Here is a 12,778-nt window from a genome sequence, read left to right on the forward strand (position 1 = left end):
CATTTAGTTAGATGAATGAACTATAATGTCTAGTGTACCATCATAAAGTGATTTGACTATAGAGACGGTGCGCTTTTTCGGCAAAGACGCGTCAAAGAGGAGGGAACCATGGCTTCACTGCGGAGTATCAATCAAGACGATTTGCGAAACCATAATCTTTCCGTGGTGCTCGACTCGCTGTTGCGTGCCACCGAACCAATGAGTCGCGCCGATCTTGCCAAGAAAACCGGATTGACCAAAGCGGCCATGTCGGTATTGGTGTCGTTGATGCTCGACAATGAGATTCTGGTGGAAGGCGCGCCTTCCGGCCAATCGCTGTATGGGCGCCCCAGCATTCCGCTTGAAATCAAAGGTGGACGCCTGTGCGGCATGGGATTGCAGGCCAACACCGACGGTTATGGCGTGGTGGTGCTCGATCTTGACGGTTCCGTTGTGGGGGAGCAGTGGGTCGACGCCGACATGGCCAACGCCGACGAGCGGGCGATTTTCGCCCGTCTCGACGAACTGGCTTTGCAGCAGGAAGAAGCGCTTGCCAAGAAAGGTTATGTGCTTGCCGGTACCGGTTTGGCATTGCCGGGTCTCGTCACCGATGATATGCGATTGCTTGGCGCGCGCAATCTCGGTTGGGAACGTTTGGATCTCAAGCAGTTCGATGTGGTCAAGCGACTTGATCCTGTTGCCTGCAACGAGGCCAATGCCGCCGCGTTGGCACAGGTTCCCGGCTATGCCACGCAGCGTAAGGATTCTGGGCGGATCAAGCCGACGGATTCGTTTCTTTACATGTCGACCGACGTGGGTATCGGCGGTGCAGTGATCCGCGAAGGGCGTGTGGTGAGCGGTGATCACGGTTTCGGTGGCGAATTGGGCCATGTTTCCGTCGACATGCGCGGTCCCGTCTGCCGTTGCGGCCGTCGCGGCTGCCTTGAAGTGTATGCGGGCAGGCGTTCCATGGTGAGCGCGGCCGGAATCGCCAGCAGCGATGCCGCCGCGACCCGCAGCGCCATCGACGAATTGATCGACCGCTGGCACCAGCGCGATGCGCAGACCGTGGCCGTTGTGGAAAAAGCATTGGAGGCCATGGCTTCCGTAATCGCATCGACCATCAATGTCTGTGACGTCGACGTGGTGATGCTCGGCGGCTTGTGGGCGCGTTTCGAACCTGAACTGATTCGCAGAATCGAACGCATGGTACGCCCGCAAGTGCTGGCGTATCCGGAAGTCGAGGCAAGCGTGCTTGTGGCGGATATCGTCGATCGTCCGGCCTTGATGGGCGCTGCGGAAATCGGTTTGCGACGCTTTATCGACAATCCGCTGCGTTTCATGAAGCAAAACTAGTCCACCCATTTGCTAAACTTGCCAAGTTGGCATGTTCGCATGTTGCAACGTGGGGCGTTAGCTCAGTCGGTTAGAGCATCGGACTCATAATCCGCCGGTCCACGGTTCAAGCCCGTGACGCCCCACTCTTTCACAAAGTCAAGGCTTCTGATATACTCTGCAAGGTTATCCGGTTCACGCTCTGCCATAGGGGCTCAGCGACCCGGGTCCCCCGAATCTCTAGGAGACAAACTATGAAGCAGGGTATCCATCCTGATTACCACGCAGTGCAGGTCACCTGCTCTTGCGGCAACACCTTCGTCACCCGTTCCACCTACAGCGGCGATCACATGACCGTCGACGTGTGCTCCAGCTGCCACCCGTTCTACACCGGCAAGCAGAAGATCCTCGACACCGGTGGTCGCGTGGCACGCTTCGAGAAGCGTTACGGCAAGAAGGCCAAGTGAGTCTTATTGCTTAGGCAATGAAAAACGCCAGTCCGATTATGGGCTGGCGTTTTTCATTATGCGACGGATGCGCATGCGCCGGCGTGCATGCGATCGGGATATTCGTAAGATGCGTGGGATGCCTGCGAAATACCGCGCTTCGGCAGCGTTTCCAAGGCACCTTATATGATGGACAGGTTGAGTGGAGTTCAGCGAAGCGTTCACGCTGAAGCGCAGATTTATAAGCAGATAGAAAAGGCGTACATTGGCAGACGAGCAGTTCCCCGCGGCAGTTACCGCACTTGAGGAATATCATAATATCGAACAGCAGATGGCCGAGCCGGAAGTCGCGTCGGATCCGGATAAGATGCGTAAGCTGGGACGTCGTCACGCCGAGTTGGGCGTTATCGTTTCCGCATACACCGCATACAAGCAGGTGAAAGACGATCTGGAGGCAGCCAAGGAAATGGCTTCCGAAGATCCGGATTTCGCGGAAGAAGCGAAACGTTTGGAGAGCGAGCTTCCGGCAGTTGAGGAGAAACTGCGCACCGCGTTGATTCCGCGCGATCCCGATGATGCGCGCGATACGATCATGGAAATCAAGGCGGGCACCGGCGGCGAGGAAGCCGCGTTGTTCGCCGGCGATCTGCTACGCATGTACATGCGATATGCGGAAAAGCGCGGTTGGACCGTCACCCTGCAAAGCGAAAACACCACCGAACTGGGCGGCGTCAAAGACGTGCAGCTCGCCATCCGAGCCAAGGGCACTCCCGCTCCGGAAGACGGCGTATGGGCATCCCTCAAATACGAGGGTGGCGTGCATCGCGTGCAGCGTATCCCCGTCACCGAATCACAGGGCCGTATTCAGACGTCCGCAGCGGGCGTCATTGTATTCCCGGAAGCCGATGAAGATGACGATGAGATCGAAATCGATCAGAAAGATCTGAAAATCGACATCTTCATGAGCTCTGGCCCGGGCGGCCAGTCCGTGAATACCACATATTCCGCAGTTCGTATGACCCACATTCCGACTGGCATCGTGGTGAGCATGCAGGATGAGAAGAGCCAGATCCAGAATCGTGCGGCCGCACTGCGCGTGTTGAAGAGCCGCCTGCTCGCCATGAAGCACGAGGAGGAAGCCGCACAGGCCGCAGACATGCGTCACTCCCAGGTGCGTTCGCTGGATCGTTCCGAACGAATCCGCACCTACAATTTCCCGGAGAACCGTATCGTCGATCATCGCACGAACTACAAGGCGTACAACCTTGACGCCGTGCTTGACGGCGATCTGCAGGCTGTGATCGACAGCGACATTCAGGCTGACGAAGCCGATCGCTTGGCCCATCAGAAGTAAAGGCGGCCGATGGCTACCGTATTCGAACTCGTGCGATCCGCTTCGGCCATGTTGCGTGCGTCCGGTGTTGACACTCCGGAGCACGATGCCAAATTATTGGCCGCCGAAGTATTCGGCGTCGACCTGCAGACCGTCGACAAGGCCATGCTGATGGGAAGCGAAACATCCGAACTGGCGAAGCAAGGCGCGAAGCAGAGCGGTGAAGACGCTGCGTTGAAGCGATTCCACACCATGGTGGATCGCAGGTCCAAGCGTGAACCGCTGCAACATATCACCGGCCACGCGCCCTTCCGCTACCTCGATCTGAAGGTTGGTCCGGGCGTGTTCATTCCGCGTCAGGAAACCGAACTCGTGGTGCAGGAAGGTGTCGACTGGATCACCAAGCACGGCATGTATTCGGCGAAAGTGGTCGATCTGTGCGCGGGAAGCGGCGCAATCGGCCTGTCATTCGTGACGGAAGTGCCCGGCAGCGAGGTGTGGGCGGTCGAAAAAAGCGAGCAAACCGCGCAATGGACCCGCGTCAATCTCAACGAAACCGCAAAAAAGTACCCCAGCATCGCCAGCAACTATCATCTGGAAATCGCTGATGCCACGCAAACGCCGACGCTGAACCAGCTGGACGGCACGATCGATATCGTGCTCACCAATCCTCCGTATGTGCCTCTTGCGGATATTCCGCAGCAACCGGAAGTACGCGACTACGATCCCGATCTTGCGCTATACGGCGGTTCCGCAGATGGCACGCTTATTCCGGAACGCATTATCGCCCGTGCCGCAAAACTGCTGAAAAACGGCGGTTTGCTGGTAATGGAACACGATATTACGCAAGGTGAACGATTGTCTGCATTCGCGCTGTCATATGGATTCAGCAATGTGATGGTGCATAACGATTACACAGGTCGCCCGCGATACATGACCGCGAAAAAGCAGTGATGCAACGCGTCTCAGAATAAGAGATTTTTCCAGGGGAACGTGGTTTTTCTGTTGCAATAGAGTTCCAGTTGGAAGTCCGACCATTGCATTAGACCAGTTCAGCGGTAAGCATACCGGTTGCGGAAGCATCCACAAGATGAGGCGTCCGGTTGCGCTGACAGGAAGAGAAGGAACGGCAGTGAAAATCAAGAATGCCGAAAAACTGGCCGCACTCTGTCTTGCGGCGGTTATGGGAGTGAGTGTTACAGCCTGTTCGGGCGGCAACATGTACGCCACCAGTAATGAGAGCGCCACCATCGCGGATAACGATGTGATCACCATCGGCTCGGTCACCACCAATTCCGGTGCAGCCGCAGCCTATGGCGAAGCCGAAGTGAACGGGTTCAAACTGGCGGTCAAGGAAATCAACGCCGATGGGGGAATCTTCGGCAAACAGATCAAACTGGAATCCATGGACGACAAGGGTGATGTGATCGAGGCGTCCAACGCCTTTAACCGTCTGGCCGGCGACAAGAACGTGATCGCCGTGCTCGGACCGACCATTTCGTCAACCTCCGGTGCCGTCGCGCCGCTCGCCGACCAGAACCAGATGCCGACCATCGCTCCGGCCGCAACCGCCGATTCCGTGGAAACGGGCGGATACCTGTTCCGCACCTGCTTCAAGGACTCCTACCAGGGCGAGATCGCCGCCAAGTATGCGGCCGAAACATTGAAGGTCAAGAAAGTGGCCGTGCTGTATGGCACGGGCGATCCGTATTCGTCTGGTGTGGGCAAGGCTTTTGTTGCGGCGGCGAAGAAGAACGGACTCGACGTGGTGGCGGAAGAGAATTCCTCTAGCGCCGACGATACCGAATACTCGTCGCAGCTGCAGAAAATCGAAGCTTCTGGTGCGGAATTCCTATATGCGCCGTACTACTATTCCACGGTTGGCCCGTACATTGTGCCACAGGCGCGAGCGGTCGGCTATGAGGGCTACATCATGGGCCCCGACGGCTACGACGGCCTCAAAACCACGGGAAACAAAGCGAACTACAACAAGGTGCTGTACACCACGCATTATTCGCCGGATGACAAGTCCAACACGAAGGTGCAGCAGTTCATCACCTCATACAAGAAGGCCAATAACGGCGAATCGCCGAACACCTTCACCGCGCTCGGTTACGATTCCGTCTACATGTTCAAGCGGGCCATCGAACAAGCCGGTGAAAACGCCACTCGTGCCGATATTCGCAACGCCATCGCAGGTATGAGCTTCTCCGGCGTGACCGGCGCATTCACGCTCGACAAGCATGGTTCTCCGAAGAAATCGGTGATTGTGCTGGAAATGAGCGACGGCGAACCGACATACAAAGACACCATCCAGCCGGCGAAATAGCGAAAAAACGCGAGGAATCAAGAAAAACAAGACTTCAACTGACGAAACAACAAGAAAGGAGGGATGATGAGCGATTCGGTCATTATGTTCATCGGTCAGATCTTCAACGGTCTGAAAATCGGCAGCGTGTATTCGCTTGTGGCCCTCGGCTACACCATGGTGTACGGCATCATCCGACTGATCAATTTCGCGCACGGCGACTTCATCATGGTCGGCTCCTACGCGCTGATGCTTACCATTCCGTTCATTATCGCCTGCGGTCTGCCCGCATGGTTCGCCGTGATTCCGGCGGTGCTTGTGTGCGTGGCGGTGGGTATTATCGTGGAAAGGGCCGCGTACAAGCCGGTGCGTGAAAAAGGCAATAATATGACGGCGCTGATCACTGCGATCGCCATGAGCCTGCTGCTTGAAAACGGCTCCCAGGCGCTGTTCGGCGCTGATTATCAGACCGTGCCAACCATCGTTGAAATTCCAACGCTGGTGCTTGGCAAACTCAAAATCGACGGAGCGACCATCATAACGGTGCTGCTCGGCATCGCCATCATGGTCGCGTTGCAGCTGTTCGTCTCCCTCACCAAGCAGGGCAAGGCCATGCGTGCGGTGTCCGAAGACAAGGAAGCGTCGATTCTGATGGGCATCAACGTGAACTCCACCATCACGTTGACCTTCGCCATCGGCTCCGGCCTGGCTGCGGTGGCGGCGCTTATGTACTGCATTTCCTACCCGCAGGTCTCTCCGATGATGGGTGCCATGCTGGGCTTGAAAGCGTTCGTCGCCGCGGTGCTTGGCGGCATCGGTTCCATTCCGGGCGCTATGGTCGGTGGCTTGCTGATCGGCGTGGCCGAGAGTCTTACCAAGGCGTATATCGGTACGATTACGGCCGGTGTGATCACGTCGGCGTTCTCCGACGCCATTGTGTTCGGCATTCTCATCATCGTGCTGCTGGTCAAGCCGTCCGGTCTGATGGGCGAGCCGGAAAGCGAGAAGGTGTGATTATGAAGAAATCAATGCTTTCCACGAAGCAATCGTATGCATTGTGTGCCATTGGCGTGCTTGTGCTGTTCGGCATTCTTGTTGCGGTATGTGAAACGGGCGCTATTTCCCTGTATGTCAAGGGTATTCTCATGACTTGCTGCATTGCGGTGATCATGACCACGTCGTTGAATCTGACGATCGGTGTGCTCGGACAGCTTACGCTCGGCTGCTGCGGTTTCGAGGCGATCGGCGCATATTCCGCCGCGTTGATGAGCAAGCTGCTGGTTGCCAACGGCGTTCAGATGGATGATACGGTGCGTTTCCTGCTGGTCACGTTCGTCGGCGGTGTGGTGGCATGTGTGTTCGGTGTGCTTGTCGGCATTCCGGCATTGCGTTTGCACGGCGATTATCTTGCGATTATCACGCTTGGTTTCGGTGAGATCATTCGTGTGATCATCCAGAATCTGAAAGTGGCCGGCGGCAAGGGACTTGCGGACGGCCAGCAGGGGCAGGCACTGATCGGCATCGACCGTCTCGCCAATCTGTATGTGGTGTTCTGTATCACCGTCGTGACCGTGGTGCTGTTGTTCATGTTCGCGCGTTCCCGTTATGGTCGTGCGGTCAAGGCGATTCGTGATGATGAGATCGCGGCTGGCGCTTCCGGCATCAACATCACCTATATGAAAGTGCTCGTTTTTGCGATTTCCGCGTTCTTCGCGGGTATTGCGGGTGGTATTTTCGCGCAATATATCGGTGCGCTCACGCCAAGCATGGCCGGTTGGCTGCAGTCGATCAATTACGTGATCATGGTGGTGTTCGGCGGTATGGGTTCGCTGACGGGTTCCATTGTCGCCGCGGTTGGTCTGACGATTTTGCCGGAATTGCTGCGTGCGTTCTCCGCATACCGCATGCTCGTGTATTCGGTGGTGCTGGTGATCATCATGGTGTTCCGTCCGCAGGGATTGTTCGGCAATTGGGAGTTCTCGCTGCCGAAATTCGTCAACACGTGGTTCTATCCGGTACGCGTGAAGATGCACGGCAAATCGGGTGCGTCTCAATCGGCATCTAAGAAAACCAAGGAAACCGGCGAGACTACCGCATCTAGCGAAATCAACACATCCAGCGAAGACAAGGAGGTGCAGGCATGAGCGAGCCGATTCTGAAGGCCGAGCATCTCGGCATCACCTTCGGAGGCCTCAAAGCCGTATCCGACTTCAACATGACCATCAATGCGGGCGAGCTTGTCGGTCTGATCGGGCCGAACGGCGCAGGCAAGACCACTGTGTTCAACCTGCTGACCGGCGTTTACCAGCCCACGGAAGGTGAGTTCTTCCTCGACGGCAAACGCATGAACGGCAAGAAAACGTATCAGGTCGTGCGTGCGGGAATCGCAAGAACCTTCCAAAACATTCGACTGTTCGATCAAATGACGGTCGAAGAGAACGTGCTTGTGGCGTTCAACGAATCCTTCACCTACCGGCTGGGCGGTGCGATCTTCCGCACGCCGACCTTCTGGAAGCAGGAACGCGACATGCATGCCAAAGCCATAGACCTGCTGCGTATTTTCGGACTGGAAGGATTGGCCGAAACCGAAGCCGCGAATCTGCCGTATGGAGCGCAACGTAAGCTGGAAATCGCACGAGCGTTGGCGACCGGCATGAAACTGCTGTTGCTTGACGAGCCTGCGGCAGGCATGAATCCTACGGAAACCGAGGATCTGCTGAACTGCATCAACACGATCCGCGACCGTTTCGGCATCGCCATTCTGCTGATCGAACATGATATGAGCCTGGTGATGAACGTGTGCCAGCGTATTCAAGTGCTTGATTACGGGCGTACCATCGCCTCCGGAACGCCAGAGGAAATCGCCAACAATCCGCAGGTCATCTCCGCATATCTTGGTACGGACGATGCTGAAAACAATGCCGTCGAAACGTCTGAAACGACCGAAAGGAAGGACGCCTGATGCTGCAGATCAAGAATCTTTCCGTTTCCTACGGTGCCATCGAAGCGGTCAAAAACATCAGTCTGACGGTGAACGACGGCGAGATCGTGTCGCTGATCGGTGCGAACGGTGCTGGCAAAACCACGACATTGCATACCATCACAGGTCTTACTCCGGCGGTTTCCGGCGAGGTGCTGTTCAACGGCGTGGACCTGCTGAAAACGCCGAACAATAAGATCATGACCCTCGGCATGGCGCATATTCCCGAAGGACGCCACGTGTTCACGCGCATGAGCGTGCAGGAAAACCTTGAAATGGGCGCGTTCAGTCTCAAAGACCGGTCTCACATGGCGGACGATCTTGCCATGGTGTTCGACATGTTCCCACGCCTGAAGGAACGCCGCAACCAGAAGGCGGGCACGCTTTCCGGAGGCGAACAGCAGATGCTGGCAATGGGCCGCGCCCTGATGAGCCACCCGAACACGATTCTTATGGACGAGCCGTCGATGGGTCTGTCTCCGAAACTCGTCAAAGAGATCTTCGCCATTATTCGCAAGCTGCATGATCAGGGCATTACCGTACTGCTGGTCGAACAGAACGCGAATATGGCCCTGTCGATCGCCGATCGTGCGTATGTGCTCGAAACCGGGCGCATCACCATGGAAGGCGACGCCAAGGAGCTGATGGACAACGAGCAGGTGCGCAAGGCGTATCTGGGCGCATAAGGTCAGTTTCAACGCAGTTGAAGAATCCTGCCTTACAATGGTGGGGTCAGCAAGCCGAAAAGGGAGGTGTCATGAGCGAGATTCGCACTATTTCAGACGAATCCCTTGCCCAGGCTGTCGAAATCGTACGTGACGGCGGATTGATTGTGATTCCTACGGACACGGTCTACGGCGTTGCGTGCGATCCGCGCAACATTGAGGCGATCCGCAAGGTGTTCGCGGCGAAGCAACGCCCGAAATACAAGTCGTTGCAAGTGCTATTGCCGTCTATTGAAAGCATGGAGAAGCTGCATTTGGATCTGCCGGTGCCGCTGAACCGCCTGTCCGCCATGTTCATGCCGGGCGCGTTCTCTCCGATCGCCGTGGCCGATGACGATTGCACGCTCGCCACGGTACGTACCGATCCCGCCACCGGCAAGGTCACGCAGGGCGTGCGCATTCCGAATTCCACGGCCGCCTTGCGTGTGCTGCGCGCTACCGGACCGTTGGCCGCCACCAGTGCCAACCGTTCCGGCGATGAAAGCGCGCAAACCGTTGACGAGGCCGTGCAGGCGCTTGGCGATGCGGTTGATTTGTATTTGGACGGGGGAGCGACTCCCGGTCATGTGGCTTCCACGGTTGTGGCGGCTGACCCTCATGGGCGTGATGGCATTGCGATTCTTCGAGAGGGAGTGATTCACGAGCCGGTTATCCGAAAGGCCTTGACGTTGAATGGCGGTGCTTTGGGCGTATGAGAATCTATCTGTTCATTGCTGCGATTGCTGGCGGCGTCACCTATTTGATCACGCCGTTGATTCGCCATATCGCCATTGAGATCGGCGCCGTCGGCGAAGTGCGTGCGCGAGACGTGCATACCATTCCGACACCGCGACTGGGTGGTTTGGGCATGCTGATCGGTTTCACCGTGTCGATGCTGTTCGCATCCCGCATTCCGTTCATTCAAGGATTGTTCGCGCAATCGCAACAGGCGTGGGTGATTCTCGCCGGCGCCATTATGATCAGTCTGCTTGGCATGGCCGACGACTTGTGGGATCTTGATTGGATGCTCAAGCTTGCCGGTCAGCTGTTGATTTCCGTGTTCGTGGCATGGGGCGGTCTGCAGATCATTTCGCTTCCGCTTGGCTCGTTGGTGACGGCGTCGCCGAGCCTGTCGATGGCCATCACCGCGTTTTTGATCGTCGCGTCCATCAATGCGGTCAATTTCGTGGATGGGTTGGACGGTCTGTCGTCGGGCATTGTGGCGATCGGCGGCATCGCATTCGCCATTTATTCATACATCATCGCCCGCAACTCGCCTTCGTACGCTTCGATGGCGACATTGATCGACATTGCCATGGTCGGCATGTGCGTGGGCTTTTTGATGCACAACTGGCATCCGGCGAAGCTGTTCATGGGAGACTCCGGTTCCATGCTGCTCGGCTATTTGATCACGTGCGCGTCGATTGTGATGACGGGCCGCCTTGACCCGGCCAGTATTCATGCCAGCATTTACTTGCCGGTGTTCATGCCGATTCTGCTGCCGATTCTGGTATTGTTCCTGCCGATTCTCGACATGTGTCTTGCGATTGTGCGCCGCTTGCGCAAGGGACAGTCTCCGATGCATCCGGACCGCATGCACTTGCATCATCGCATGCTGCGCATCGGCCATTCCGTGCAGGGGGCTGTGCTGATTCTGTGGGGTTGGGCGGCACTGATCGCCTTCGGCTCGATTATGACGCTGTTTTTCAAGGCCCAATACGTGCTTGTTGGATTCCTGATTGCGGCCGTGGTGCTGACCGTCGCCACCATGTATCCGTATGTGAAGCATAGGATTCCCGAGATGCTGGAGGAGGACGCTGCGGATGGCGGCAGACATGCGTCGGTGCGGTCGTCGAAGCGTCGGAAAAACTGATTAAACGCTTTGCCTAGCGGTATCAGTTAACTTTCGTAACACCCTTGTTTGCCGCTTGTTCTGCCGTGTCGCGGTAAGTCAGCCCGCGTTCATATAGTGGGTCTATGGCTACAATTCCTGATATGAATGCAGATTCCACGTACGCTCCGCTTCCTCCGATTTTCGCACAGCTTGGCCTCGCCTATGACGATGTGCTGCTGCTGCCGAACGAGACGGATGTCATTCCGTCCGAAGTGGACACCACCACCCATCTGACCCGCAACATCACGATGAAGGTCCCGGCGATCTCCGCCGCAATGGACACCGTCACCGAGTCCGACATGGCCATTGCCATGGCTCGTAATGGCGGCATCGGCGTGCTGCACCGCAATCTTTCCATCGATGACCAAGCCGCTCAGGTTGACATCGTCAAGCGCTCCGAATCCGGTATGATCAACGATCCGTTGACCGTCAGCCCGGATGTGACGCTGGCTGATCTCGACAAGCTGTGCGGCCGTTTCCATATCTCCGGCCTGCCGGTCGTTGACAACGACAACAAGCTCGTCGGCATCATCACCAACCGCGACATGCGTTTCATCGCCTCCGAGGATTACGACCGGCTCAAGGTTTCCGAGGTCATGACCCGCGAGAACCTCATCACCGGCCCGTCCAACATCTCCAAGGAAGACGCCCACGACCTGCTGGCCAAGCACAAGGTCGAGAAGCTGCCGCTGGTTGACGATGAAGGCCACCTCACCGGCTTGATCACCGTGAAGGACTTCGTGAAGACCGAGCAGTATCCGGACGCCACCAAGGACGAACAGGGTCGTCTGCGCGTTGCCGCCGGCATCGGCTTCCTGGGTGACGCCTACAACCGTGCTTCCGCTCTGATGGAAGCCGGCGTGGACGTGCTCGTGGTCGACACCGCCAACGGTGAGGCCAAGCTGGCTCTCGACATGATTCGCCGCCTGAAGTCCGATTCCGCGTTCAAGGGCGTTGACATCATCGGCGGTAACGTGGCCACCCGTCAGGGCGCTCAGGCCATGATCGACGCCGGTGTTGACGCAGTCAAGGTTGGCGTGGGCCCAGGCTCCATCTGCACCACCCGCGTGGTGGCCGGTGTCGGTGTGCCGCAGCTCACCGCAGTGTACGAGGCCGCTCAGGCCTGCCGTGCCGCTGGCGTGCCGTGCATCGCCGACGGTGGCATTCACTACTCCGGCGACATCGCCAAGGCTCTGGTTGCCGGTGCCTCCACCGTCATGCTCGGCGGCACCCTCGCAGGCTGCGAGGAAGCTCCGGGTGAGAAGGTGCTGCTGCACGGCAAGCAGTACAAGCTGTACCGTGGCATGGGCTCCCTCGGCGCCATGGCTCCGCGTGGCAAGAAGTCCTACTCCAAGGATCGCTACTTCCAGGCCGACGTCACCTCTAACGACAAGGTCGTTCCGGAAGGCGTTGAAGGCGAAGTGCCGTACCGCGGACCGCTGAACGCAGTGCTGTACCAGATGATCGGTGGCCTGCACCAGTCCATGTTCTACATCGGCGCTCACAACATCGCCGAAATGCCGGAACGTGGCCGTTTCATCCGTATCACCGACGCTGGCTTGCGCGAATCCCATCCGCATGACATCGTCATGACCGCCGAAGCTCCGAACTACTCCGGCCGCCAGTGATTGCTGAATTCCAGTAATCAAAATCGGTAAAAGCCTCTTACTTCTCGGAAAAGACCGAAAGTAAGAGGCTTTACTCGTATCTGCAACGTGAATATTTATAACCGAACGTCGCCCTATCGCCAAGTAGCGGTATTGATTACGAAGCAAATCGCGAAAAACAAACGTGACTTC

The 12,778-nt window shown here is 57.1% G+C and carries 12 protein-coding genes and 1 tRNA gene; all 13 read left to right on the forward strand.

The annotated features are described in order from the left end of the window. Window positions 1-108 precede the first annotated feature (108 nt). Entirely contained in the window at window positions 109-1,335 is a 1,227-nt protein-coding gene (locus BBPC_RS02420; RefSeq protein ID WP_004219767.1) for an ROK family protein, read from the forward strand. Between the two features lie 51 nt (window positions 1,336-1,386). Continuing rightward, window positions 1,387-1,460, forward strand: a tRNA-Ile gene (locus tag BBPC_RS02425). A 108-nt stretch (window positions 1,461-1,568) separates the two neighbouring features. Further along, window positions 1,569-1,781 carry a 50S ribosomal protein L31 gene (rpmE, locus tag BBPC_RS02430; RefSeq protein ID WP_004219766.1) on the forward strand — a complete coding sequence of 71 codons (213 nt, stop codon included), beginning with the start codon at window positions 1,569-1,571 and terminating at the stop codon, window positions 1,779-1,781. A 244-nt stretch (window positions 1,782-2,025) separates the two neighbouring features. Continuing rightward, window positions 2,026-3,114, forward strand: coding sequence for a peptide chain release factor 1 (prfA, locus tag BBPC_RS02435; RefSeq protein WP_004219762.1), 1,089 nt, complete (start codon window positions 2,026-2,028; stop codon window positions 3,112-3,114). Window positions 3,115-3,123: 9 nt separating this feature from the next. Continuing rightward, window positions 3,124-4,047 (forward strand): peptide chain release factor N(5)-glutamine methyltransferase, encoded by a 924-nt coding sequence (gene prmC, locus BBPC_RS02440; protein ID WP_004219760.1) that lies wholly within the window; start codon window positions 3,124-3,126, stop codon window positions 4,045-4,047. Between the two features lie 229 nt (window positions 4,048-4,276). Then, window positions 4,277-5,422 carry an ABC transporter substrate-binding protein gene (locus tag BBPC_RS02445; protein WP_171842688.1) on the forward strand — a complete coding sequence of 382 codons (1,146 nt, stop codon included), beginning with the start codon at window positions 4,277-4,279 and terminating at the stop codon, window positions 5,420-5,422. Window positions 5,423-5,488: 66 nt separating this feature from the next. After that, entirely contained in the window at window positions 5,489-6,415 is a 927-nt protein-coding gene (locus BBPC_RS02450) for a branched-chain amino acid ABC transporter permease (RefSeq protein WP_022245068.1), read from the forward strand. 2 nt (window positions 6,416-6,417) lie between these two features. Further along, the gene (locus BBPC_RS02455; RefSeq protein WP_022245067.1) at window positions 6,418-7,545 is read left to right on the forward strand and encodes a branched-chain amino acid ABC transporter permease; all 1,128 of its coding nucleotides are present in this window, start codon (window positions 6,418-6,420) and stop codon (window positions 7,543-7,545) included. Continuing rightward, complete coding sequence (locus BBPC_RS02460) at window positions 7,542-8,363, forward strand: ABC transporter ATP-binding protein (protein WP_004219751.1); 822 nt, start codon at window positions 7,542-7,544, stop codon at window positions 8,361-8,363. The genes BBPC_RS02455 and BBPC_RS02460 overlap by 4 nt, the downstream gene beginning before the upstream one ends. Further along, entirely contained in the window at window positions 8,363-9,067 is a 705-nt protein-coding gene (locus BBPC_RS02465; RefSeq protein ID WP_004219748.1) for an ABC transporter ATP-binding protein, read from the forward strand. The genes BBPC_RS02460 and BBPC_RS02465 overlap by 1 nt, the downstream gene beginning before the upstream one ends. Before the next feature lie 71 nt (window positions 9,068-9,138). Next, window positions 9,139-9,801, forward strand: coding sequence for an L-threonylcarbamoyladenylate synthase (locus BBPC_RS02470; protein WP_033524226.1), 663 nt, complete (start codon window positions 9,139-9,141; stop codon window positions 9,799-9,801). After that, window positions 9,798-10,958 (forward strand): MraY family glycosyltransferase, encoded by a 1,161-nt coding sequence (locus BBPC_RS02475; protein WP_004219742.1) that lies wholly within the window; start codon window positions 9,798-9,800, stop codon window positions 10,956-10,958. The genes BBPC_RS02470 and BBPC_RS02475 overlap by 4 nt, the downstream gene beginning before the upstream one ends. A gap of 104 nt (window positions 10,959-11,062) precedes the next feature. Then, window positions 11,063-12,607 carry an IMP dehydrogenase gene (gene guaB, locus BBPC_RS02480; protein WP_004219739.1) on the forward strand — a complete coding sequence of 515 codons (1,545 nt, stop codon included), beginning with the start codon at window positions 11,063-11,065 and terminating at the stop codon, window positions 12,605-12,607. Window positions 12,608-12,778 lie beyond the last annotated feature (171 nt).

This window comes from Bifidobacterium pseudocatenulatum DSM 20438 = JCM 1200 = LMG 10505, assembly GCF_001025215.1.
GTDB classification, from domain to species: domain Bacteria; phylum Actinomycetota; class Actinomycetes; order Actinomycetales; family Bifidobacteriaceae; genus Bifidobacterium; species Bifidobacterium pseudocatenulatum.